Here is a 23387-nt window from a genome sequence, read left to right as displayed (position 1 = left end):
CGTACGAGCGGGCCCGGTCGACGACATGTCGGCCGGGCCCGCTTCGTACGGTACGGGAGGGTGTCGGACGCTTCGTACGGTACGGGGAGGGCCCCGGACGCCTCGTACGGTACGAGAGGGCGCCGGACGCCTCGTTCGGTACGGGCAGGGTGCGGGACGCCTCGTTCGTGCGGGGGGGTGCCGGACGCTTCAGGCGGCCGTCACCGGGTCGCGTTCGGCGGACCGGAGCAGCACCGTCGCCACCGCGCGGGCGCGCACCGCCGCCTCCGTTGTGCCCTCGCGCAGGGCCGTGACGATGGCGCCGTCGCCGAGCAGGGCGAGCTGGCGGGCGAGGGTCTCGTGGTCCCGGTAGCCGCCCTCGGTGAGGAGGCTGTCGAGGCGGGCGATGACCTTCTCCTTGTGCTCGGCCGCCACATGGTGGGCCGGACTCTCCGGATCGGCCGTCTCGACCATGGTGTTGATGAAGGCGCAGCCGCGGAAGTCCGCGGCGGCGAAGCGCTCGGCGAGTCCGTCGAAGAGGGCGAGCGGCAGCTCCTCGGGTCTGCGCTCGCTCGCCTCGATCCGGCCGTCGAGCCAGGCCCGCCACATGCCGTCACGGCGCCGCAGCACCTCGACGACCACGTCGTCCTTGCTGGGGAAGTGCCGGTAGAAGGAGGCGCGGCCCACTCCGGACTCGGACAGGATGCGCTCGATGCCGACGGCCCGGATGCCCTCTTCGTAGAAAAGACGCTCCGCGGCGCTGAGGAGCCGTTCTTTCGCGTTCGTGGCCATACCGAACGGTACCACTCGGTGCCGAAATGCTGAATGGAGTGGGCGCTTCCCGTTGCGCGGGACGGAACCGATCGGTACCGTCTGGATGGTACCGATCAGTTCCATGTTGATCCGGCTCAAGGAGAGCGTCATGCCCCGCCTCACCCAGCTGACCGTCGAGACCGCCGACGAGGAGCAGCGCGAGCTGCTCGAAGGCACCCTCAAGCAGCTCGGCAAGCTGCCCAACCTGTACGCCGCCCTCGCCAACGGCCCGGCCGCCCTGCGTGGTTACCTCGCCATGCGCGACGCCCTGGTCGGCGGCAGCTTCGGCGCCCGGCAGCGCGAGCAGCTCGCGCTCTACATCGCGCAGCGCAACGACTGCACGTACTGCGTCTCCGCGCACACCCTGCGCGGCGGCAAGGTCGGCCTGAGCGAGCAGGAACTGCTCGCCACCCGCCGGGGCCAGGACGCCGGCGACCCGCACATGGACCAGGTCCTGCGCATCACCGGCGCCATCATGGAGAGCGGCGGCCGCGTCACCGACGCCGCCCTCGCCGACGCCCGCGCCGCCGGCGTCACGGACGCCGAACTGGCCGAGATCGTCGGCCACGTGGCGCTCAACGTGCTGTCGAACTTCTTCAATCACGTTGCGCAGCCGGATCTGGACTTTCCGTTGGTCCCGGCCCAGCTCGCCGAGTAGAGTCCTCCGCGGCCGAGCAGGGGTGCCGGAAGCGACGCAGCGTCCGGCACCCCTGTGGTGCTACGACCGACTGGGGCGATCGATTCGGGCGGTGTGACCTGCCGTCCAGTGCCATCCGCCGCCGGGGGGCGGCAAGGGGGTTGAACACGTGGACATCGACGCAAGAACCCTGAGAACCTTCCGTGAAGTGACCCTCACGGGGTCCTTCACCCAGGCGGCCCGCCGCCTCGGGTACTCGCAGTCCAGCGTCACGGCGCAGATGCGCGCCCTGGAACGGCAGGTGGGGGAGCCCGTCTTCGAACGGCTTCCCAGCGGCGTACGGCTCACCCGCACCGGCATCGTCCTGTGCGACTACGCCCGCCAGATCCTCACGCTCGTCGGGGAGTTGGAGGTCACCCTGCGGCGGCCCGCCGCCAACCCGCCGCGGATGACCGTCGGCATCGTGCCCGCGCTCGCCTACGGCCAGCAGCTCGCCCGCCTCACCCACATCGGCCGCCGGCTGCTCTCCGGCGTCCAGCTCGCCCTGCGCGTCATGGGCACCGGCGAGATCCACGACGCCTTCCGGGCCGGCACCATCGACGGCGCCCTCGTGCTCACCGTCGCCGACGCCGACGACCCGTCCGGCGCGACCGGGACCGCGGCCGAGCAGCCACGCGCCGAACGCCCCGACGACCTCACCGAAACCCGGCTCCAGGAAGTCGAGTTCGTGCCCGTCACCGGTGGCTCGCGGCTCGGCGGCACGTCCGTCGGCCGTCAGGTCGTCATCGCCGACCCCGACTGTCCCTCACAGCGCTGGCTGCCGGAATTCCTCCGGCTGCGCTCCGAGGCGCCGCCCGAGATCCACGAACTCGGCTCCATGGCCGGGGTCCGCGCCGCCGCCCAGTCCGGGCTCGGCTGCGCGATGCTCCCGATGGCCCTGGCCGCCTCCCCGAACGAGGCCACCGGACTGCGCCCGCTGCCCGGCGTCCCCCGGATGCGCTGGAACGCCTGCATGATCTCGGCGCGCACCGACGACCGGCCGGCGCTCGACTGGGAGAACCTGGCCGAGACCCTCCGTCAGGCCACCGCCCTGGCCTGCGTCGTCCCACGGCTCGACACCGAGTGCACGGCCCCCGCGGCTCCCGCGCCCTCCGGAGCCCCGTCGGCCGCGGTGGCTCCTGTGGCCCCTGCAGCGCCCGTGACCCCGGTGGCGCCCGTGACCCCTGTGACCCCCGTGGCTCCCGTCGTGGCGGCGAACCCGCGCCTCGCGGGCTGACCGCCACCCCCTGAACCGGTGCCACGGCACATCCGTGACCTCCCCGGACCCACACCCCCGACCGGGCCCACGAGGCGGCGGAAGTGCCGTGGCACCTTTCTGCTCACCGTTCAGTGCCGGATGATGCCGGTGCTCTCGCCGCGCAGCACCGGCTCCCCGTCCTGGTTGCTGATCTCGATGTCGAGCTCCAGGCCCGTGCCCGCGCGGACCTCGCTCATCGCCCGGACGGTCACCTCCGCCGTGATCGTGTCACCCGACCAGACCGGCCGCAGGAACTCCCAGGCCATCCGGCGCGCGATGAAGTCGAGCCGCCCGCCGATCTTCGTGGCGAGCGACGCGGTGAGCAGCCCGTGGGCCATCACCCGCCCCTGGTCGGGCAGATGGTGCCGGCCGTGGTCCCCGCTGAGCTCGGCGAAGGCGGCGACGTCCGCGTCCGTGATGGTCCGCCGCTCGCGCAGCACCTGACCGACTTTCAGGCCGACGGCGTGTGACTCTGACACTTCGCTCCTCCAGGTGAGCGTCGGACATGAGGCCGTCAGTCTCGCAGCGCCCCTGTGAGCACCGCAACCAAGCGCTTGCTCAGCCGAGGCCCGGCGCGGGTCGGTGAGTACGATGGGGGCCGGACGGGAGAGGACGGCGGCGTGACGGTTCGAAGCGGCTCGGACGGGACGGAGTCCGCCCCGCGCAGGCGCGGCCAGGGCGAACTGGAGGCCCAGGTGCTCGCCGTACTGAAGGACGCGCCCGGCCCCGTGCCCGTGGTCTGGGTCCAGGAGGGCCTCGGCGGCGACCTCGCCTACACCACCGTCATCACCATCCTCACCCGGCTGCACGGCAAGGGCGCCGTCGCCCGCGAACGCGCCGGACGCTCCTTCGTCTGGACCGCCGTCGCCGACGAGGCCGGACTCGCCGCGCTGCGCATGCGCAAGGTCCTGGACGCCGAGGCCGACCGCGAGGCCGTCCTCGCCAGCTTCGTCACCGCCCTCTCGCCGGGCGACGAGCGACTGCTGCGTGAACTCCTCGCCGACGATGCCGAAGCGGCGGCCGAAGCGAGAACGGACCGCCGGAGGGAGGGCGGAGACTAGCGGTCATGGGAGTCTTCGTCTTCCTTCCGCTGCTGCTCCCGCTCAGCGCCTGGCCCGTCGCCCGGCTCGCCGAGCACCGGCTGCACCCGCGCGCCGCCACCCGGCTGCTCACGGGCTTCGCCGTCGTACTCGCGCTCTGCAGCACGCTCTGCCTCGCCCTGCTCATGGTCGTCGGCACCGCGCAGCTCCCCGGCAACCCGCTGCCCGACGGCTGGTCCGACCCCGAGGTGCGGGCGGCGGTCCCGTACGACGGGATCGCCGGGCGTGCCGCCATCCCGGCCCTCGGCGCCGTCGTGCTCGCCTGTCTGCACGCCGTCGCCCGCCATCTGCGGGTGCGCCGCCGCGCCGAGCGGGCCCTCGCCGGGCTGCCGGGCGGGCGGCCGGTCGCGGTGCTGCCCGACCCCACCCCGTACGCCTACGCCCTGCCCGGCCGGCGCCGCCGCCGACTCGGCGGCAGCCATGACCGGCGTGTCCGGCGTGTCCGGCGCGACCGGGTCGTGGACCGGGTCGTGGTCAGCAGCGGGATGCTGGCCGTGCTCGGCCCCGCCGAACGGCGGGCGCTCTTCGCGCACGAGCGGGCCCATCTGACCGGCCGTCACCACCGCCATCTGCTCGCGGTGGAACTCGCCGCCCGTGCCAACCCGTTCCTGCGCCCGCTGCGCACCGCCGTCTCCTACACCGCCGAGCGCTGGGCCGACGAGGAGGCGGCCGGCGCCGTCGGCAGCCGTCGCACGGTCGCCCGCGCGATCGGCCGGGCTGCGCTGATCGCGGCGCCCGCACCGGCCGCCGCCGCCCTGGCCCACGTGTCCGGCGGGAGCACGGGCGGGGGAGCGGGCCCGGTGCCGCGCCGGGTCGCCGCCCTGCTCGGCCCCGAGCCCGCCGAACCCGGCCTCGCCTGGCCGCCGCTGTCCACGGCGGTGGGCCTCGCGGTGTGGGGCGCGGCGGCGGGCGCGACCGTCTCGGCGCTCTCCTCGGCGAACTCGGCCGTCACCCTCCTCCTCGTCCTGCACGCCGCCACGCCGCTCGTCTAGCTCCGGCTCCTACAGGTCGAACTCGTGCGGCGGCAGGTCGAGCGCGAAGCACGCCTCGCGCACCACGCCCTGCTCGGTCTTGTCGAAGTCGCCGTCGGCGCCGCCGATGACGATGCCGATCTGGACGACGGCACGGGCCTCGGCCGGCTTCTTCTTCGCCTTGGCGATCTCCTGGAGCACGCTGACCTTGCCGAAGTCGAAGTCGGCGGCCAGCTTGTCCAGATTGGCGTCGAAGCGGCGCTGCAGATCCGCCGCGTCGAAGTTCTGCAACACCTCGTTGGTCGCGATGAGCTGGGCGACCCGGCGGCGCTCGGAGGCGTCGACGGTGCCGTCGGCCGCCGCGACGAGCGCGCACATCGCCATGCTCGCGTCGCGGAAGGCGCCGCTCTTCAGGTCGTTCTTGGTCGCGAGCAGCTGGGTCTGCATCGATGCCGCGGATTCCTTGATGCGGTCCCACAGGGCCATGTCGGTGTACTCCTGACGTCGTCGATCAACTTCTACGTGTCTGTAGAACGTGGCAGGGTGACCGGGAGTTCCCCGGTCCTCCGCGCCGCTGCCTACGATGAGGAGGTGCCGGAACCCCAAACGCATGAGCGGACCCCCGGGGCCCGTGAACTCGCGGCCGCCGCCGCCGTCTTCGCGCTGCTCGCCGACCCCACCCGCCTTCAGCTCGTGTGGCTGCTCACCAAGGGGGAGGCCGACGTGACCGCCCTGACCGAGGCGTGCGGCGCCGCGCGCCCCGCCGTCAGCCAGCATCTGGCCAAGCTGCGGATCGGCGGTCTCGTCCAGTCCCGCAAGGACGGCCGGCGGGTCGTGTACGCGATGCCCGACGGGCACCTCAAGCGGCTCGTCGTCGAGGCGATCAACCGCGCCGACCACGAGGTGAGCGGCGAGCCCTGGCACGACTGAGGCGGCCGGGTCCGCGGAACCTCACGTCAACATGTGCGCAACCATGCACGCATCCGCTACCGTGGAAGCGTGCTCTCCGTGCTGCGCACCCCCGCCTTCCGGCGCCTGTTCGCGGCCCAGGTCGTCGCCCTCGTCGGCACGGGCCTCGCCACCGTCGCCCTGTCGCTGCTCGCGTACGACCTCGCGGGCGCGGACGCCTCCGCCGTCCTCGGCACCGCGCTCGCGCTCAAGATGGTCGCGTACGTGGCCTTCGCCCCGCTCGCCGGAGTCCTCGCCGCCCGGCTGCCACGGCGCACCCTGCTCGTCTCGCTCGACCTGCTGCGCGCGGGCATCGCCCTCTCGCTGCCGTTCGTCACCGAGGTCTGGCAGATCTACGGCCTCGTGCTGCTGCTCCAGGCCGCCTCCGCCACCTTCACGCCCGCCTTCCAGGCCACGGTTCCCGACGTGCTGCCCGGCGAACGCGCCTACACCGAGGCCCTCTCGCTCTCCCGGCTCGCCTACGACCTGGAGAGCCTCGCCTCACCGGCCCTCGCCGCCGCGCTGCTCGCCCTCGTCCCGTACCCCTGGCTGTTCAGCGGCACCTCCGCAGGCTTCCTCGCCTCCGCGCTGCTCGTCCTCACGCTGCGCCTGCCGAAGCCCGCCCGCGGACCCGAGGAGCGGCGCGGCTCCCGGGTGCTGCTCGGCGCCCGGCTGATGTTCGCCACCCCACGGCTGCGCGCCCTGCTCGCCCTCGATCTCGCGGTGGCCGCGGCCGGCGCCCTGGTCCTGGTCGGCACGGTCACCCTGGTCCGGGTCACGCTCGGCCGCCCGGCGGGCGACGTGCCGCTCGCGCTCGGCGCGTACGGCGCGGGCTCGATGGGCGTCGCGCTCCTGCTGCCCCGGCTGCTCGACCGGCTCGACGAGCGGCGCGTGATGCTGACCGGGGCGTTCGCCCTGCCCGCGGTGCTCGGCGCGCTCGCCCTCGCGCTCACCCTGGGGCGCGGCGCCGCGGCCTGGGCCGGGCTGCTCGGCGCGTGGGTACTCGCCGGGGCGGCGACCTCGGCGGTGCTCACCCCGAGCGGCCGGCTGCTGCGCCGCTCGGCCGACCCAGCGGACCTCCCGGCCGCCTTCGCCGCCCGTTTCTCGCTCTCGCACGCCTGCTGGCTGTTCACGTATCCGCTGGCCGGCCGGCTCGTCTCGCGCGGCGCCGGCCCGGTCCTCCCGGCGGCGGTCCTCGGCGGTCTCGGGCTGCTCGCCGCGCTCGCCGCCGCCCGGCTCTGGCCCCGTACCGACCCGGCGGCGCTGCCGCACACCCACCCCGAACTGCCCGCCGGCCATCCGCACCTCGCCGGGGCCGGGGCGCACGCACACGTCTTCCACATCGACGCGCTCCACCACCGGTGGCCGGAAACGCCGGACGGCGGCGGGGCAGGGCCCCACCGCCGTCCGGTCGGTGTCCTCAGGTCCGGGCGGTTCAGACCGCCGGGGCCGGGAAGGTCGGGTACTCGACGCCCGAGACGTGCTGGACGACCCGGATGACCTGGCACGAGTAGCCGAACTCGTTGTCGTACCACAGGTACAGGATCGCGTTGTCGCCGTCGACCTTGGTCGCGCCGGCGTCCACGATCGACGCGTGGCGCGAGCCGACGAAGTCCATGGAGACCGCGTCGGGAGCCGTGGTGAAGTCGATCTGGCGCTTCAGCGGCGAGTGCAGCGAGACGTCACGGAGGTACTCGAGGACCTCGTCGCGGGTGGTCTCGCGGCCCAGGCGCAGGCTCAGGATGGCGATCGAGACGTCCGGGACGGGGACGCGGATCGAGCTGCCGGTGATCGGCGCCTTCAGGTCGGGCAGCGCCTTGGCCACGGCGGAGGCGGCACCCGTCTCCGTGATGACCATGTTGAGCGGCGCCGAGCGGCCGCGACGGTCCGCCTTGTGGTAGTTGTCCAGCAGGTTCTGGTCGTTCGTGAACGAGTGGACGGTCTCCACGTGACCGCGCAGCACGCCGTACTCGTCGTCCATGGCCTTGAGCGGCGGGACGATCGCGTTGGTGGTGCAGGAGGCGCAGGACAGGACGCGCTCGTCCGGCTTGATCGTGTCGTGGTTGACACCGTGCACGATGTTCGGGACGTCGCCCTTGCCCGGGGCGGTCAGGACGACCTTGTCGATGCCCGGACGCAGGTGCTTCGACAGGCCCTCGCGGTCGCGCCACTTGCCGGTGTTGTCGATCAGGATGGCGTTGTCGATGCCGTACGCCGTGTAGTCGACCTCGGACGGGTCGTTGGCGTAGATCACGCGGATCGTGTTGCCGTTGGCGACGATCGAGCTGTTCGCCTCGTCGACCGTGATCGTGCCCTGGAACTGGCCGTGGATCGAGTCGCGGCGCAGCAGCGAGGCGCGCTTCACCAGGTCCTGGTCGCCGCCGCCGCGGACGACGATGGCGCGCAGGCGCAGGCCGTTGCCAGAGCCGGCCTTCTCGATGAGCAGGCGGGCGACGAGCCGGCCGATGCGGCCGAAGCCGTACAGGACGACGTCACGGCCCTCGCCGCGCTCGATCTTGTTGGCGCCGGTGGCGCCCGCGACGGCCTGGGCGGTGAAGTCCGCCACCGACAGACCGCGGTCGTCCGTCTTGTAGTCGGCGGCCAGCATGCCGATGTCGATCTGGGAGGGGCCCAGGTCGAGGGTGGTGAGCGCCTGCAGGAACGGCATGGTCTCGGTGACCGACAGCTCCTCGCCGTCGATCTGGCGGGCGAATCGGTGGGTCTTGAGAATGCTCACCACCGACTTGTTCACCAGGGAGCGGCTGTGCAGGAGGACGGTGACGTCCTGCTCCCGGTGCAGCTTCCCGATGATCGGAATCATGGACTCCGCGATCTCCTCGCGGTTCTTCCAGTTTGTGAACGAGTCCTCGTTGACAGTCACAGAAAGCATCTCTCGATCGAGCTAGGCAGTGCTCAAATGCTAACCCGTCCCCTCTGATGGGCGGCAGGGGGGTCCCGTGTGGTCCTGGACACGGGGGTGTGGCAGGGGAGTTTCCGGCGGTAACATCCGGCCGTCGAGCGTCTGACACTCCGTCATCCGTCAAATCGGCCGCCTTGGAGGCCCGTCGATGCGCCGCTCAGCCACCGCTCTCCTCGCCCTGCTGACCGCGTGGACCGCCCTGATCGCCGGGCCCGGCACCGCCCCGGCGCGGGCCGCCACCGGCCACCGGCCCGTGATCCTCGTCCACGGCTACAACGCCGACCCCGGCGTCTGGGGAAGCCTCGACGCGCGGCTCCGGGCCGCCGGATACGGCGACGACGAGATCTTCCGCTGGGGCTACGACACCCACCAGTCCGTCAACGAGGTCCTCGCCGGGAGCTTCGCCGCGTACGTGGACGACGTGCGCCGCCGCACCGGCGCCGACCGGGTCGACATCGTCGCCCACTCCTACGGCAGCCTGCCCACCCGCTGGTACGTGAAGTACGGCGGCGGCACCACCACCGTCGCCCACTGGATCTCCCTCGCCGGACCCAACCACGGCACGAGCGTCGCCTGGGCCTGCGCCCTGTGGGACCAGGCGTGCCGGGACATGACCCCCGGCAGCTGGGTGCAGCAGCGGCTCGCCGAGGGCGACGAGACGCCCGGCCCCGTCGCCTACACCACCTTCTGGTCGAACTGCGACGAGGTGATCAACCCCGACGACAGCGTCCCGCTGACCGGCGCCGACAACCGCCCGGCCGGCTGCCTGAAACACAACGACCTGCTCACGGACGACGGGGTCGGGCGGGGAGTCGTGGAGTCCCTGGCATGACGACCCGACAGCCCGACACCAAACGGCACCGCCTGCCTCGCGGGCTGTCGGGCTGTCGGGCTGTCGGACAGAGCGGCCGGCGTCAGATTCCGACGTCGCGCGCCCGCATGTCCTCCAGCGTCTCCCTCCTGACCAGCAGCCGACTGCTGCCCGCCGACACCGCCACCACCGGCGGGCGGCCCACCAGGTTGTACGAGGAGGCCATCGACAGGTGGTACGCGCCGGCGGCCGGGAGGGCCAGCAGGTCGCCGGGGCGGATGTCGGCCGGGAGCGGGACGCCCTCGGCGAGAATGTCGCCGGCCTCGCAGTGGCGGCCGACGACGGTCGCGCGCAGGGCGGCCGCGGCCGAGTGGCGGCCGATCAGCCGGGGCGCGTACCGCACCCCGTACAGCGCCGGCCGCGGATTGTCGCTCATGCCGCCGTCGACGGCGACGAAGACGCGCTCGGGGGTGGTCTTCACGGCCAGGACGCGGTAGACGGCGATTCCGGCGGGGCCGGTGATCGCCCGGCCGGGTTCGACGAGCAGGCGGGGGACGGGCAGGCCGGCGTGCGCGCAGCTCGCGACGAGCTCGGCGCGGATCCGGCGCGCGAGGGCGGTGAGGTCGAGCGCGGGGTCGCCGGGCCGGTAGGGGATGCCGTGGCCGCCGCCGAGGTCCAGCTCGGGCAGCACGACGCCGTGCGCGTCGCGGGTGCGGGCCATCAGGCCCACCAGCCGCCGCACCGCCACCAGGTAGGGCTTGACGTCGGTGATCTGCGAACCGAGGTGGCAGTGCAGCCCGGTGAGCCGCAGCCGCGGCTGGTCGAGGATGCGGGCGACGGCGTGCTGGGCGTGTCCGTCGCGCAGCGAGAGCCCGAACTTCTGGTCGTCGGAGCCGGTGCGGATCTTGGCGTGACCGCCCGCGCCGATCCCCGGAGTGACCCGCAGCATCACCTTCTGCTCGCCGCGCGGGCCGACGGCGGCGGCGATCCGGGCGATCTCGGCCGGGCTGTCGATGACGATCCGGCCGACGCCGAGGCGCAGCGCGGCCCGCAGGTCCTCGGGGGACTTGGCGTTGCCGTGCAGCAGGATCCGCTCGGGCGGGAAGCCGGTGGTGACGGCGAGCTCCAGCTCACCGGCCGAGCACACGTCGAGGCCCAGGCCCTCCTCGTCGATCCAGTGCGCGAGGGCGCGGCACAGGAACGCCTTGGCGGCGTAGTGGACGTCGGCCTCCGGGAAGGCGTCGCGGTAGGCGCGGCAGCGGGCGCGGACCTCGTCCTCGTCGAGGACGTAGACCGGCGTGCCGTGGCTCTCGGCGATCTCGTCGAGCGCGACCCCGCCGACCAGGAGCCGCCCGTGCGGGCGCAGGGCGGTCGAGGCCGGCCAGACGGACGGGCCGTCGCCGCCGGGGCGGGGCGCGGCGAGCGACGGCAGCGCGGTGACGGTCATTCCGGTCCCCCTCACCGGGCCGCGACGGGCAGGTGGGGGAGCGGCAACCGGGAGCGGACCGGCGCCGGGGCGGTCAGCGCCGGGTCGACGGTCAGCGCCTCGACGCCCAGCGGCCGGACCAGGGCCCGCAGCGCGGGCTCGGCGAGCGGGGTCCATGCGTGGCCGGCGCCGAGGACGGCCCGCAACCGCTCGGGCGTGGTGAACGCGACCGCCGTACGGCCGCCGAGAGGGGTACGGAAGAGCCGGGCCGCGCAGCCCCGGGCGACCGGTCGGACGGGCACGCAGAGCCGTCCGGCCGGCACCCGTTCGGAAGGCTCGGGATCGTCTCCGTACAGGACGTGGGTCATGGTGGTTCCTCCCCTGGAATCCCCTGGTGTCCCCTGCTGTCCCTCGGAACCCCCGGGTGGCCCCCGGGATCCCTTGGAACGCGCGGCCCGGCGCCCTTCGCGCCGGGACTCCGCTCCCGACACCATGCCCCCGTCCCCAGCACTCCGGGACCCGTGCTGACGACCCTCTGACGCGGCCTTGACGCGATCCCGGCGAGGGCCGCCCTCCTCACGGGACCGCGGTGCGTGCGGCGCCCGTTCCCGCCCGGATTCGCGGGATCGCCCCGAACCAGGCCGCCGGACCTGGCACGCTTGCCGTCGTGACGTACGTCGTGACCGTGGAAACGTGCATACCGGACGGCGCCCCCGAGCTCGACGACCTCGGGCAGGTCGGAGCCGCCGTCCTCCTGGAACGCGGCTTCGGCTCCGTGGCCGGCGCCGAAGGACCCGGCGGCGTGGAGGTGGACGTCTTCGACATGGCCGTCGGCGCCCACCCCGGCGGCGCCGTCCTCACCGTGAGCGTCGCCGCGCCGAGCCTGGAGGTCGCCGAGGACGCCGTGGGCGCCGTGACCCAGGAAGTCCTCGACCGCGCCGAACCGCTGGCCGGCTGGCTGGTGGTCAGCAGCGAGGTCAGGCTGCACGCCGAGCGCGCCCGGGAGAGCCTCGCCGCCGCCGACGGGCCCGACGCGCCGCCCAGCGACCCCGCCCTCCGCCGGGCCCGGCACACCGCCCGCCCCGGCACACCGGGAGTCCCCGGCGCTCCGGGCTTCCCTGGAGCCTGGAGCGCCGCGGACGACTGGATACCCGACGACGACGTCATCGAGGAGAGCCCCGACCCCGAGGCCGAACTCCGGGCCATGGCGCCCCGGCTGCGCGCCTTCGACCCGGCCGTCTTCGGCACCGCCCCCGAGACCGCCGCCCTCGCGGCCGGCGCCCTCGTGCACGCCGCCGAGGTGCTCATCGACGAGCTCTATGACGACGTGCAGGCCCTCGCCGAGGAGGACACCGACGTCGCCGCCTGCCAAGGCCACCTCTGGCACCTGGACCGGCTGCCCGCCCGGCACGCGGCCCGCTACGACGAACTCTTCGCCCGCCGCTTCCTGGTGACCGCGGTCGCCCTCACCACCCGCTTCACCGACGGCAGTTTCCGCCGCCTCGGCTGCCCCGCCGAGGAGATGGTCACCCGCCTCCTGCTCGAACAGGCCCGCGTCGCCCTCGACCTGTACGGCCTCCTCGACGAGGCCGTCACCGCCGCCCTGGAGCGCTTCGCGGACCGGGTGCACGAGGACGGGGACCGCCGGCAGACGGGTGGATCCGGCAGCTGGTTCACCCCGTTCGACGCCGACCGGTACGTGCACCCGTACGCCGTCGACGCCTACCCCGACGGGGGCCCGGGCCCGGGTCCTGATTCCGGCCCGGGCGAGCCGGCCGGAGGCCGTACCGAGGAGTGCTCGGAGGAGACCGAGGGCGCCTGACCGGCGGTCGTGGCCGAGGCCGTGCCCGTGCCGTGGCCGTGCCCATGTCGCGCCCGTGCCCGTGTCGTGCCGCGCCTCTGCCGTGTCCGTGCCGTGCCAGCGCCCGTGCCGTGCCTCTGCCCGTGCCGCGCCTGTACCCGTGCCGCGCCTGTGCCGTGCCCGTGCCCGTGGCTGTGGTCGTGACCAGGTCACGGCCGCAGCCACCGGGTCAGTCCGACAGGTCGCCGAACATGCCCGGCTCGTACGCACCGCCCTGCTGGCGCGCGATCACGCCCAGCCGGTTCGCCGCGTTGACCTGGGCGACCAGCGACACCAGGGCCGCCGTCCGGTCGTCGTCGTAGTGCTTGCGCACCTCGGCCCAGGTCTCGTCCGAGACGCCCGTGCCGGCGTCCGCGAGCCGGGTGCCCTCCTCGGCCAGCGCGAGCGCGGCCCGCTCCGCCTCGGTGAACACCGAGGACTCGCGCCAGGCCGCCACCAGACCGAGCCGCACCGGGCTCTCGCCGGCCGCCGCCGCGTCCTTGACGTGCAGGTCCAGGCAGAAGCCGCAGCCGTTGATCTGGCTGATCCGCACCGACACCAGCTCCTGCGTGGTCTTCGGCAGCGTCGACTGCGTGATCACCAGGCTGGCGTTGCCGAAGCGCTTGGCGAACCGGCCGCCGACCTCGTTGGCCATGATGTTGAAACGGGGTTCCATCGATCGTCCTCACTCGTCTCGACAGGGGCGTGCGCCCTGTCCGACCACGAGACGCCGCCGCCCCGGATCCCGTGACACGGCCCGCCGAGTGACCTGCGCCACTGCTCCGCGGTGTCACAAGGCGGCACCCGGCGGCGTCCTGTGCGCGTGACACCGACAGAAGCGAACGCACAAGAACGGAACGGGCTGGAGCGCAGCGAGCAGGAGCGCAAGGGGCAGGAGCGGCCGGTGACGTATGAGCACGACGCGCACGAGGGCGGCTCCGGCGGCCGGATGGACGCCGCGACCGACGCCTTCGTCGCCCACCGCAACCTCCTCTTCACCGTCGCCTACGAGATGCTCGGCTCGGCCGCCGACGCCGAGGACGTCCTCCAGGAGACCTGGCTCAAGTGGGTGGGCGTCGACCTCGACGCCGTACGCGAGCGGCGCGCGTACCTCGTCAGGATCGCCACCCGGCTCGCGCTCACCCGGCTGCGCACCCTCGCCCGCCGCAAGGAGTCGTACGTCGGCCCCTGGCTGCCCGAGCCGCTGCTCACCGCGCCCGATGTCGCCGAGGACGTCGAACTCGCCGACAGCGTCTCCATGGCGATGCTCCTCGTCCTGGAGACGCTGCTGCCGACCGAACGCGCGGTGTTCGTGCTCCGGGAGGTGTTCGGGCTCGAGTACGACGAGATCGCCGAGGCCGTCGACAAGTCCCCGGCCGCCGTCCGGCAGATCGCCCACCGGGCCCGCGCCCATGTCGCCGCCCGCCGCCCGCGCGGCGCGGTCTCCGCGGCCGAGACCCGGGGCGCCCTCGACGCCTTCCGGCAGGCCGTCGAGACCGGCGACCTCCAGGGCCTGTTCGACCTGATCGCACCGGACGTGGTCCTGCTGACCGACGGCGGCGGAGTCGTACGGGCCGCGCTGGAGCCCGTCGTCGGCGCCGAGCGGGTGGTCGCCGTGCTCGCCCGGATCGCCGCGCTCGCCATCCTCAGGCCCGCCCAGATCAACGGCTGTCCGGCGCTCGTCGTGCACGTCGACGGCGAGCCCGACACGGTGCTGGCGATCCGCGTCGACGACGGCCTGGTCACCGGCCTGTACGCGGTGCGCAACCCCGAGAAGCTGTCGCGGATCGGCGCGGAGGCGCCCCTCGGCCGCTGACTCCCGGCCGCCCGGCCCCCGCCGGCTCCCGGCCGAGCCGCCCGACCCCCGGCCGGCCCGGCCGCCGAGCTTCTGGCTCCCGCCGGCAGGCCCGGCGACGCTCCCGGCTCCCGCCGAGCCGCCCGCCCCTCCCGGCCGGCCCGGCCGCCGAGCTTCTGGCTCCCGCCGAGCCGCCCCGCTCCCGCCGGACGGCCCGGCTCCCGCCGAGCCGCCCGGCCCCCGCCGAGCCCGCGGCCCCTCGGCCACCCAGCCGCCCCCCCGCCGGGCCCCGGCCGCCGGGCCGCCCCCCGCCGGGCCCCGGCGGGTAGGCTCGGCGGGGCCGCCGGGCCGCAGAGGACAGAGGAGAGACAGTGTTCGTCAAGGTGTGCGGGCTCGCCACGACCGCCGACATCGACGTGGCCGTCGAGGCCGGCGCCGACGCGATCGGACTGGTGATCAGCGGGACCAGCGTCCGCGGCCTGGAGCGGGAGCACGCGGCGCGGCTCGCCGCGCACGCGCCGGCCGGTGTGCTGTCCGTCCTCGTCGTCAACGACACGCCCGCCGTCGAGGCCGCCGGGCTCGCCCGGGAACTGGGCGTCGGCGCCCTTCAGTTGCACGGCGGCCACTACCGAGCGGAGGACTTCGCGGCCGCCGCCCGGGTCTTCCCGCGGCTGTGGCGGGCCACCTCCCTCAAGGAGCGGCCGGACACCCGCGTCGGCGCCCACGGCGAGGAGGTGCTGCTGCTCGATTCGCCCCGCGCCGGTTCCGGGGCGCGCTGGGACCTGTCGCTGCTCGACGGGGCACGTCCCGAAGGGACGTGGCTCCTCGCCGGCGGCCTCGACCCCGAGAACGTCGCCGAGGCGATCGCCCAGGGCCGCCCGTGGGGCGTCGACGTGTCCAGCGGCGTCGAGTCGGCGCCCGGCGTGAAGGACCACGACCGGATCCGCGCGTTCGTCGCCGCGGCGAAGGCCGCCGCCTGATCCCGCTCCCGGCCTGCTCGGAGCCCGTTGTCAGACCCTGCCGATAGCGTGCGGGGCGTAGGGAAAGATCCGCACTCGCTCCGGGGGTAACGACCGTGGACATCCTGCTCATCGCCGGCCTGTGGCTCGACGGCTCCGCCTGGGACGCCGTCGTGCCCGAGCTCACCGCGCTCGGGCACCGTCCCGTGCCGCTCACCCTCCCCGGCCAGGGCGACGGCGCCGCCTCCGCCACGCTCGACGACCAGCTCGCGGCCGTGCTCGCCGCCGTCGACGCGGCCGACGGGCAGGTCCTGGTGGTGGGGCACTCCGCCGCGTCGAGCCTGGCCTGGCTGGCCGCCGACGCGCGCCCGGAGAAGGTGGCCAAGGTCGCCCTGATCGGCGGCTTCCCCGCCCCCGACGGACGGGCCTACGCGCCGTTCTTCCCGATCGAGGACGGCGCCATGCCGTTCCCGGGCTGGGGCCCCTTCGAGGGACCGGACGCCGCCGACCTCGACCAGGAGACCCGGGACCGCCTCGCGGCCGCCGCGCTCCCCGTCCCCGAGGCGGTCGCCACGGGAGAGGTGCGCCTGACCGACGAGCGCCGCTTCGACGTGCCGGTCGTGGTCGTCTGCCCCGAGTTCACGCCCGCCCAGGCCAAGGAGTGGATAGCCGGAGGCGAGAGCCCGGAGCTGGCCAGGGCCGCGCACGTCGAGTACGTCGACATCGACTCCGGGCACTGGCCCATGACCACCCGCCCCCGCGAACTGGCCCGCGTCCTCGCCGAGGCGGCGACGGTCTAGGGGCCGGCCTCGCCGCGCTCCGGCTCCCGGTCCGCCACCCAGCGCCAGAAGTCGACCATCATCCGCTCGTAGCGGATGCCGAACTCCAGGGCCTCGCGCTGGCCGCGGGTGAGCAGTTCGCCCACCGACGCGGCCAGCGACTCGTACTCGTCCAGGGTGCGGGTGTGCTCGGTGATCTGGACCGGGGCGTGGACGCCGGGGCTCGCGCCGAACCAGAGCTTGAGGATGCCGCGTTCGCGCGCCTCGACCGGGACGAACGCGGGATCGTCCAGCCAGCCGCGCAGCGCCCGCGCGCCCTCCTCCGTCACCCGCAGGAGCCGCCGGTTCCGTCCGCCCTCGCGCCGCACCTCGGTGAGCAGGCCCGCCTCCAGGAGCCGGTCGCACTGCGCGTACACCTGCGCGTGCGGCACGGACCAGAACGGCGCGACCGTGCGGGCGGCCTCGACCTTCACGTCGTACGGGCTGGCCTCGCCCAGCTTGTCGATGATGCCGAGCACCAGGAAGGAGGGCGTGGTCAACCGAACGTCAGGCATGCCGCGACCGTACACGCAGCGGCGGGGCCTACGGTCGGTCGGCGACGGCTGCGGCCGCCCGGTGGCGGGTCCACAGCAACTGCCCGGATACGCCCGTCGCGAGCAGCCCGGTGACCAGGCCGCCCAGACAGGCCGCGGCCCCGGACGACCAGTCGACGTCGCCCGCGTGCACGGCGAGCAGCACCGCGACCGCGAGCGAGACGACCGGGACGGCGAGCAGGGCCGGGCGGATGCGCGCCAGGTCGTCCTCGGCGAGCGAACCGAGCACGCCGACGCCGAGCGCCAGCGCCCACACGCCGAGGCCCTGCGCGTCGGCGCGGCTCACCTGCCACGGCACCAGCGGGCCCCAGAAGCCCGGCGCCACGAGCAGCCCCGCGCCGACCCCGGTCCAGCCCGCGCCGAGCAGCGCGAGCGGCGGCTTCGTCCAGCCGGGCAGCGGGGCGGTCCGCGCGGCGGACCGGGGCACCGGAGCGGGCTCGCGGTACTGGAGCGCCAGGCACACCACCGCGCCGAGCGCGAGCAGCGCGAGCGTCGCCACCCAGCCCAGGCTGAACATGACGATCAGGATCGGCCCGCCGGTCACCACCCGCAGCGCGCCGCCGTTCACCAGCGACACCGTGAACAGGCCGACGAGGACGACCGCGAGCGGCCACACCAGGGTGCGGACCTCCTCCCAGGTGCCGGCCCGGCCGATGGTGAGCAGCGCGGGCGCCGTGCCGAGCATCGCGGCCCCGAGCAGCCCGGGGCTCAGCGCCTCGGGCGAGGTCCAGGGGCCGGCCGCGTGACCGGTGACGCTGGCGATGACGAGCAGGGCGCCGACGCCGACGCTGATCAGGGCCACGACCGTGCTCAACACGACCACGCCCACGGCGAGTTCGCGTCCGCCGCCCGCCGCCTGCTGTTCCGTGCGCTCGCTCATGAGGGGCTCCTCTACGGATGGGTCCGAGGTGTGCGGGCCGGCGCCGTGGCCGCGGGGACGCGCCGCGGTCTGCGGGCCGCCTCCCGGCCGTACAGCACGCGCAGGCTGACCACGGCGTGGGCGCCGAACGCCAGGAAGCCACAGCCGATGCCCGCCCCCGCGACCAGTGCCGTCAGCGGGTCGAGGCCCAGCGAGCGCTCGCACGCCACCGCCGTGCCCGCGGAGAAGGCGGGCGCCAGGAGCAGCGCGAGCAGGTGCGTGCGCCACTCCTCGCGCGCCCACACCGCGCCGCGCCGCCCCGCGCGCAGCGCGCGCAACTGCAGGACGGCGACGACGGCGACGTACGGGACGAGATGGGCGAGCAGCAGCCGACGCCCCTCGGTGCCGTGGTCGAGGAAGCCGCGCGCGAGCCACGCCAGACCGGCCGCGCCCGCCGCGTACCCGACGGCGAGCACGGGCCACGGGCTCCAACTGCCGGAGATCAGTGGATGGTTGGCGCGCCGGTCCAGGGCGCGGGAGGCGAGCAGCGCGCCGAAGACGACGAGCAGGCCGAGGTGCATGATCGCCACGCGGTTGACGTCCTGGAGCGAGAGGCCCGGGTAGAGCACGGGCAGCGCGCCCCACTCGAGCCGCAGCAGCGGCGCGGTCATCAGATAGCCGTAGCAGAGCAGCATCCACCGCTGGTGCAGCTCCGGCAGCCCGGTGACGGCGGTGAGGATGCCGAACGTGACGCCGAAGACCGTGCCGGCCAGGATCGTCGCGAGCACGATCCAGAACGCCGCTCCGCTGAACGCCTCTTCGGGCCGGGTCCGGGCCAGATAGAGCGCGGCGCCGGCCATCGACACGTAGACGACCGCCGCGTACGCGATGCCGAGGGCGCGGTGCAGCCGGACCCGCCGCCGGACCGCGGTGAGCAGCTGCGCCGGGCCGAGCAGCATGAGCAGCCCGCCGAGCACCGAGTGCAGGATCAGCGGGAGCAGGCTGCGGGTGTACGGGCCCGTCCGGTCGCGGACGGCGGCGGCCACGTACTCGGGCGAGACCGACCGGCCCAGCAGCCATTCGCCGAACGCGGGTGCGCCGGGCCGCGCGTACGGCCAGAGCTCGGTCATCGCGATCGGCGCGTAGGCGAGGCAGGTCACCGTGACGGCGACGGCGGCGACCCGGCCCCACCGCACCCCGGTGGATCGTGGCATGACGACTCCTCGATAGTCCTTTCTGGACTATCGAGGAAGGTAGAGGCAACCCCCGCCCCGGTCAATGCCTCGAACGGCCAGGACGGGGACGGGGGTTGGGGGCGGCGTCAGCGCAGCGGGCGGTCCAGGCGCACCCGCACCAGCTCCGTCTCGACGCCGCTGTCGACCAGTCGGCCGTCCGCGTCGAAGGCGCCGCTGCCGTCCGTCATACCGAAGTCGTTGTCGTCGATCAGCACCAGCGTCCGGGAGTCCTCGACCGTGATGCCCTCGATCTTGCCGGGGACGCCGTCGAGCGCGCCCAGGTCGACCACCAGGCGCTTGGCCGGCACCGGCACGCCGGCGGCCGCCGGATCGGCCAGCTGCTCCAGGGCCGGCGTGGTGCCGGCCGCGTCCCAGGCGGAACCCAGGATGTCCGAGCCCCGCCGCAGCCGGATCTCGTAGAGACGCGCGGCCTTGTCGGTGCGCTCCTCGACCATCAGCCGGTCGCCGCCGAGCGCGACGAGCGCGGAGATCTTCAGCTCCGAGGTCCTGGTCTGGCCGGGCTCGACCGTCCCGACCGGGTCGAAGCGGTACGCGTACTCGCCCGTGACCTCGCCGCGGCGCGGCGAGAAGCGCAGCAGCCGGGTGGTCCGCGACTCCTCGCCGCTCGCCTTGTCCGGGTTGAGCAGCGGGCTCTGCAGCGCGAGCACCAGGTCGCCGTCGGGCAGCAGGGCCAGGCCCTCGAAACCGCGGTTGACCTTGCGCTTGAGGTAGACCGACGGCAGCGCCTCGACCACCGGGTAGTCGGCCCCGGTCAGGCCGAGTCCCTGCGGCACGTACCGGGCGAGCACCCGCCCGCGCGGCGAGACGTGCACCAGCGAGGGACCGTACTCGTCGGCCAGCCAGAAGCTGCCGTCCCGGTCCCGCACCAGGCCCTCCGTGTCCAGACCGTTCGGGTCGTACGCGAGCGGGGTGGCGGCGGCGTAGTCGTACGGGGCCTCGTCGCGGCCCGGCTGGTTCGGCAGTCCGGTCACGGCGCGGCCCGAGGCGGTGGTGAGCGGGATCGCCTCCAGGACCTCGATGCGGTCGCCGACGGCACGGATCCGCACGACGGCCGGGTCGAAGCCGGGCACCGGGAAGGTGCGCCGCTTCTCCTTGCCGACGGCGATCTGGCCGTTCGGTCCGCGGTCGGTGACGGTCCAGTACTCGCCGGGCCGCTCCGCCGGATAGAGGTCGCTGCCGATGCCGCCCAGGTCGATCCCGCGGTCGTCGGCGACGCTGCCGGGCAGCAGCCGGTTGCTGAACGCGGCCAGCGGGATGTCGGGCAGGGTGGCGGTGGACACCACCCGGGGCCCGTCGGACTCGTGGGCCGGCGCACCCTGGGCCGGCCGGGCGACGGCGGTCAGGGCGAGCGCGGCGGACAGCGGCAGGACGACGGCGGCCGGGCGCCGGAGCGCCCGGGACACGCGAGAGGCGTTGGTCATGGCCGGATCGTGATCGTCGCGGGTGAGGCACGGGTGGCGGCCGGGGGATGGGCGGGTGAACCGGGAGTGGCGGGCGGATCCGACCCGGCTTCAGGTACGGCGCACGGAGGGGTGCTCGCTGATCCAGCGGGCGGCGATCAGGCCGGAAAGGGCGGTGAGCACCGCCGCGGCGACGACGGTGGCGTTCAGGCCGAGGACGTCCGCGAGGACGCCGGCGACGAGGGCGCCCACCGCGTAGCCGAGGTCGCGCCAGAAGCGGTACGTGCCCAGGGCGCCGGCCCGCCAGGCCGGGTGGGCGTGGTCGGAGACGGAGGCGAGGAGCGCCGGGTAGACCATCGCCGTGCCGAGGCCCAGGAACACCGCCGAGAGAACACCGGCGAGCAGCGGGCGGTCGAGCAGGACGAGCGCGAGGACGAAGCCCACGGACTGGACGAGCATGCCGGTCACGATCAGCGGCTTGCGGCCGATACGGTCCGCCAGATGGCCGGTGGGGATCTGGCCGAAGCCCCACAGCAGCGGGTAGAGGCCCTTGATCAGGCCGATCGCGGCGAAGCCGAGGCCGTGGTCGGTGAAGAGCAGCGGGAAGACGCCCCAGGTCAGGCCGTCGTTGAGGTTGTTGACCAGACCGGCCTGGCTGGCGCCGCGCAGCGAGCGGTCGCGCCACGAGGTCCGTACGAAGGTCTCCCGCAGGTGTGGCCGCCCAGCCCCCGACAAGGCCGGGTGCCGGGCGAGTTCGAGGGCGACGTGCCCGGCGGTGTCCCGGACGACGAGCGAGAGGCCGAGCCCGGCCGCCACGAAGACCACGCCGATGAGCTCGGGCACGGGCCGCAGCCCGTACGCGGTGGCGAGATAGCCGGTGAGCAGCGCGGTGGCGCCCACGGCCGCGTATCCGGCGGCCTCGTTGAGCCCGGTGGCCAGGCCCCGGCGAGCCGGGCCGACCAGGTCGATCTTCATGTTGACGGTCATCGACCAGGTCAGCCCCTGGTTGACGCCGAGCAGGACGTTCGCCGCCACGATCAGGCCCCAGGTCGGCGCGTACGCGAGCACGAAGGGCACGGGGACCCCGATCAGCCAGCCCGTGAGCAGCAGTTGGCGTCGCCGGAAGCGGGCGGTCAGGGCGCCGGCGGCCAGATTGGTCAGGGCCTTGGTGAGGCCGAACGCGATGATGAACGAGAAGACGGCCAGGTCGCTCCCGAGCCCGAAGACCTCGGTCCCGATGAGCGGCACCGTGGTCCGCTCCAGACCGACGAGCCCGCCCACCGCAGCCGTGACGACCACGAGCAGCGCGAACTGTGCGCGGTTCTCGCGCAGCCCGAGGCGGAGCTGTTCCATCGCCGAATCCTCCTCTCCCGGATGCCGGCGGGAAGGCCGACATGTCCGAAACCTACGTCGTCAGCGGTGCGGAACCGCGCTAGGGCAGGTTATACCCCGGGGGGTATTTGACGCGGACGGTGAGCCGGGTCTACGGTCGTGGCCAGATACCCAGGGGGGTATGAAGAGTCGCCTCTTGGGCCCGACGCAACGGAGATCCGCCGTGTTCTTCAGCCAGTACTACCTCGACTGCCTCTCCCAGGCCTCGTACCTGATCGCGGATGAGACCACCGGTCAGGCCGTGGTCGTCGACCCGCGCCGGGACGTCTCCGAGTACCTCGCCGACGCCCGCGCCCGCGGCTTCACCGTCGTCGGCGTGATCAACACCCACTTCCACGCCGACTTCGTCGCCGGCCACCTGGAGATGGCCGACGAGACCGGCGCCTGGATCGGCTACGGGCGGCGCGCCGAGACCGAGTACCCCATCCGCAAGCTGGCGGAAGGCGAGCGCGTCGCGCTCGGTGACGTCGTCCTGGAGGTCATGGAGACGCCCGGCCACACGCCCGAGTCGATCAGCGTCCTCGTGTACGAGCACGCCGCCGACCCCGTCCCGTACGGCGTGCTCACCGGCGACGCCCTCTTCATCGGCGACGTCGGCCGCCCCGACCTGCTCGCCTCCTCCGGCGTCACCGCCGAGGAACTCGGCGCGATGCTCCACCACAGCGTCCAGCACAAGCTCATGGGCCTGCCCGACGAGGTCCGCGTCTTCCCGGCGCACGGCGCCGGCTCGGCCTGCGGCAAGAACCTGTCCACCGAGAAGCAGTCGACGATCGGCGCACAGCGCGCCACCAACCACGCCTGCGCGCCGATGAGCCGCGAGGACTTCGTCGCCCTCGTCACCGCCGGCCACTCCGCCGCGCCCGGCTACTTCGCGTACGACGCCGAGCTCAACCGCAAGGACCGCGCCCGCTACGACCTGACGGCGGCCGCCCGGCCGCTGGCGCTCGCCGACTTCGCCGCGCTGCGCGAGCGCGGCGCGGTCGTGGTCGACGCCCGCGGTCCGCAGGACTTCGCCGCCGGTCACTTCCGCGGCGCGCTCAACGTGCCCGCCGACGGCCGCTTCGCCGAGCAGGCCGGCACCGTCCTCGACCCGGCCGCCGAACTCGTCGTCATCGCTCCGCAGAACCGCGAGGAGGAGATCGTCACCCGGCTCGCCCGAATCGGCTTCGACCGCGTCGCGGGCTACCTCCGGAGCGCCGACGACGCCCTGGTGGCCCTCGCCGACCAGGTCACCCCCGCCAGCCGCGTCACCGTCGCGCAGCTGCGGGCCGCGCTCGAAGGCCAGGCGCCGCCGGTGGTCGTGGACGTCCGCGGCGAGGGCGAACGCGAGGCGAACGGCGTCGTCCCCGGCGCGGTTCACATCGCCCTCGCCGAACTCCCCGGGCGACTCGCCGAACTCCCCACCGACCGTCCCCTCGTCGTGCACTGCGCCGGCGGCCACCGCTCGTCCATCGCCGCCGGCCTGCTGCGCCACCACGGCTTCACGGACGTCTCCGACCTCCTGGGCGGATACACGGCGTGGGCCCTCGCGGAGAACGGCGCCGCAGCCGCACGCTGAGGGGAGCGGGGGCCGTGCAGGGGGCCGCGTTCGGGACGGCCCCCGCGCGTCGGC

General features: G+C 74.3%; 24 protein-coding genes. 12 read left to right on the top strand and 12 right to left on the bottom strand.

Translation table 11 applies throughout. The features are described from left to right. Positions 1-189: 189 nt before the first annotated feature. The gene (locus ACWEJX_RS22710; RefSeq protein WP_451609238.1) at positions 190-771 is read right to left on the bottom strand and encodes a TetR/AcrR family transcriptional regulator; all 582 of its coding nucleotides are present in this window, start codon (positions 769-771) and stop codon (positions 190-192) included. 130 nt (positions 772-901) lie between these two features. Here ACWEJX_RS22710 and ACWEJX_RS22705 point away from each other — a divergent pair, with 130 nt between their 5' ends. Together ACWEJX_RS22705 and ACWEJX_RS22700 are read left to right on the top strand one after the other, a co-directional pair. After that, the gene (locus tag ACWEJX_RS22705; protein ID WP_451609237.1) at positions 902-1450 is read left to right on the top strand and encodes a carboxymuconolactone decarboxylase family protein; all 549 of its coding nucleotides are present in this window, start codon (positions 902-904) and stop codon (positions 1448-1450) included. 148 nt (positions 1451-1598) lie between these two features. After that, positions 1599-2705, top strand: coding sequence for a LysR family transcriptional regulator (locus ACWEJX_RS22700; RefSeq protein ID WP_451609236.1), 1107 nt, complete (start codon positions 1599-1601; stop codon positions 2703-2705). Positions 2706-2815: 110 nt separating this feature from the next. Here ACWEJX_RS22700 and ACWEJX_RS22695 read toward each other — a convergent pair whose 3' ends face one another. Beyond that, a complete protein-coding gene (locus ACWEJX_RS22695; protein WP_451609235.1) occupies positions 2816-3205 on the bottom strand; it encodes a MaoC/PaaZ C-terminal domain-containing protein in 390 nt (129 codons plus the stop codon). Between the two features lie 141 nt (positions 3206-3346). Here ACWEJX_RS22695 and ACWEJX_RS22690 point away from each other — a divergent pair, with 141 nt between their 5' ends. Together ACWEJX_RS22690 and ACWEJX_RS22685 are read left to right on the top strand one after the other, a co-directional pair. After that, positions 3347-3787: a BlaI/MecI/CopY family transcriptional regulator gene (locus ACWEJX_RS22690; protein ID WP_451609234.1), complete on the top strand. Its 441-nt coding sequence runs from the start codon at positions 3347-3349 to the stop codon at positions 3785-3787. 5 nt (positions 3788-3792) lie between these two features. Continuing rightward, positions 3793-4818 (top strand): M48 family metalloprotease, encoded by a 1026-nt coding sequence (locus ACWEJX_RS22685; protein WP_451609233.1) that lies wholly within the window; start codon positions 3793-3795, stop codon positions 4816-4818. 9 nt (positions 4819-4827) lie between these two features. Here the strand turns inward: ACWEJX_RS22685 and ACWEJX_RS22680 are convergent, their stop codons facing one another. Beyond that, positions 4828-5283 (bottom strand): tellurite resistance TerB family protein, encoded by a 456-nt coding sequence (locus tag ACWEJX_RS22680; RefSeq protein WP_403789429.1) that lies wholly within the window; start codon positions 5281-5283, stop codon positions 4828-4830. Between the two features lie 105 nt (positions 5284-5388). Between ACWEJX_RS22680 and ACWEJX_RS22675 the strand changes: the two genes are divergently transcribed. Beyond that, the gene (locus tag ACWEJX_RS22675; protein WP_451609232.1) at positions 5389-5727 is read left to right on the top strand and encodes an ArsR/SmtB family transcription factor; all 339 of its coding nucleotides are present in this window, start codon (positions 5389-5391) and stop codon (positions 5725-5727) included. A 69-nt stretch (positions 5728-5796) separates the two neighbouring features. After that, the gene (locus tag ACWEJX_RS22670; RefSeq protein ID WP_451609231.1) at positions 5797-7245 is read left to right on the top strand and encodes an MFS transporter; all 1449 of its coding nucleotides are present in this window, start codon (positions 5797-5799) and stop codon (positions 7243-7245) included. Here ACWEJX_RS22670 and ACWEJX_RS22665 read toward each other — a convergent pair. After that, positions 7181-8626 carry a glyceraldehyde-3-phosphate dehydrogenase gene (locus ACWEJX_RS22665; protein ID WP_403790176.1) on the bottom strand — a complete coding sequence of 482 codons (1446 nt, stop codon included), beginning with the start codon at positions 8624-8626 and terminating at the stop codon, positions 7181-7183. The two genes, ACWEJX_RS22670 and ACWEJX_RS22665, sit on opposite strands and share 65 nt — an antisense overlap. A 187-nt stretch (positions 8627-8813) precedes the next feature. On the opposite strand from ACWEJX_RS22665, the gene ACWEJX_RS22660 reads away from it, so the two are divergent. Then, positions 8814-9497 (top strand): esterase/lipase family protein, encoded by a 684-nt coding sequence (locus tag ACWEJX_RS22660; RefSeq protein ID WP_451609230.1) that lies wholly within the window; start codon positions 8814-8816, stop codon positions 9495-9497. Between the two features lie 82 nt (positions 9498-9579). Here the strand turns inward: ACWEJX_RS22660 and lysA are convergent, their stop codons facing one another. Together lysA and ACWEJX_RS22650 are read right to left on the bottom strand one after the other, a co-directional pair. After that, positions 9580-10923 (bottom strand): diaminopimelate decarboxylase, encoded by a 1344-nt coding sequence (lysA, locus tag ACWEJX_RS22655; RefSeq protein ID WP_451609229.1) that lies wholly within the window; start codon positions 10921-10923, stop codon positions 9580-9582. Positions 10924-10934: 11 nt separating this feature from the next. Next, entirely contained in the window at positions 10935-11270 is a 336-nt protein-coding gene (locus ACWEJX_RS22650; RefSeq protein WP_451609228.1) for an SAV_915 family protein, read from the bottom strand. A 299-nt stretch (positions 11271-11569) separates the two neighbouring features. On the opposite strand from ACWEJX_RS22650, the gene ACWEJX_RS22645 reads away from it, so the two are divergent. Beyond that, positions 11570-12724, top strand: coding sequence for a hypothetical protein (locus ACWEJX_RS22645; RefSeq protein ID WP_451609227.1), 1155 nt, complete (start codon positions 11570-11572; stop codon positions 12722-12724). A 208-nt stretch (positions 12725-12932) separates the two neighbouring features. Here the strand turns inward: ACWEJX_RS22645 and ACWEJX_RS22640 are convergent, their stop codons facing one another. Further along, complete coding sequence (locus tag ACWEJX_RS22640) at positions 12933-13418, bottom strand: carboxymuconolactone decarboxylase family protein (protein ID WP_451609226.1); 486 nt, start codon at positions 13416-13418, stop codon at positions 12933-12935. A 273-nt stretch (positions 13419-13691) separates the two neighbouring features. Between ACWEJX_RS22640 and ACWEJX_RS22635 the strand changes: the two genes are divergently transcribed. The 3 genes from ACWEJX_RS22635 (at position 13692) to ACWEJX_RS22625 (ending at position 16296) form a co-directional block, all read left to right on the top strand. Beyond that, the gene (locus ACWEJX_RS22635; protein ID WP_451609262.1) at positions 13692-14558 is read left to right on the top strand and encodes an RNA polymerase sigma-70 factor; all 867 of its coding nucleotides are present in this window, start codon (positions 13692-13694) and stop codon (positions 14556-14558) included. Positions 14559-14908: 350 nt separating this feature from the next. Beyond that, positions 14909-15517: a phosphoribosylanthranilate isomerase gene (locus ACWEJX_RS22630; protein ID WP_451609225.1), complete on the top strand. Its 609-nt coding sequence runs from the start codon at positions 14909-14911 to the stop codon at positions 15515-15517. A 95-nt stretch (positions 15518-15612) separates the two neighbouring features. Next, positions 15613-16296 (top strand): alpha/beta fold hydrolase, encoded by a 684-nt coding sequence (locus tag ACWEJX_RS22625; RefSeq protein ID WP_451609224.1) that lies wholly within the window; start codon positions 15613-15615, stop codon positions 16294-16296. Here ACWEJX_RS22625 and ACWEJX_RS22620 read toward each other — a convergent pair. The 5 genes from ACWEJX_RS22620 to ACWEJX_RS22600 all read right to left on the bottom strand — a co-directional run bounded on the left by ACWEJX_RS22620 (position 16293) and on the right by ACWEJX_RS22600 (position 21736). Beyond that, the gene (locus tag ACWEJX_RS22620; protein WP_451609223.1) at positions 16293-16829 is read right to left on the bottom strand and encodes a helix-turn-helix transcriptional regulator; all 537 of its coding nucleotides are present in this window, start codon (positions 16827-16829) and stop codon (positions 16293-16295) included. The two genes, ACWEJX_RS22625 and ACWEJX_RS22620, sit on opposite strands and share 4 nt — an antisense overlap. 28 nt (positions 16830-16857) lie before the next feature. After that, entirely contained in the window at positions 16858-17748 is an 891-nt protein-coding gene (locus tag ACWEJX_RS22615) for a hypothetical protein (RefSeq protein WP_451609222.1), read from the bottom strand. Between the two features lie 11 nt (positions 17749-17759). Next, positions 17760-18941, bottom strand: a complete 1182-nt coding sequence (locus tag ACWEJX_RS22610; RefSeq protein ID WP_451609221.1) for a DUF2306 domain-containing protein — start codon at positions 18939-18941, stop codon at positions 17760-17762. Between the two features lie 107 nt (positions 18942-19048). Beyond that, positions 19049-20404 (bottom strand): esterase-like activity of phytase family protein, encoded by a 1356-nt coding sequence (locus ACWEJX_RS22605; RefSeq protein ID WP_451609220.1) that lies wholly within the window; start codon positions 20402-20404, stop codon positions 19049-19051. Between the two features lie 90 nt (positions 20405-20494). Further along, positions 20495-21736, bottom strand: coding sequence for an MFS transporter (locus tag ACWEJX_RS22600; RefSeq protein ID WP_451609219.1), 1242 nt, complete (start codon positions 21734-21736; stop codon positions 20495-20497). Between the two features lie 202 nt (positions 21737-21938). Here ACWEJX_RS22600 and ACWEJX_RS22595 point away from each other — a divergent pair, with 202 nt between their 5' ends. After that, the gene (locus ACWEJX_RS22595; protein WP_451609218.1) at positions 21939-23333 is read left to right on the top strand and encodes an MBL fold metallo-hydrolase; all 1395 of its coding nucleotides are present in this window, start codon (positions 21939-21941) and stop codon (positions 23331-23333) included. Positions 23334-23387: the final 54 nt, after the last annotated feature.

This window comes from Streptomyces sp. NPDC004788, assembly GCF_053601115.1.
This window is presented reverse-complemented; position numbering and strand designations above follow the sequence as displayed.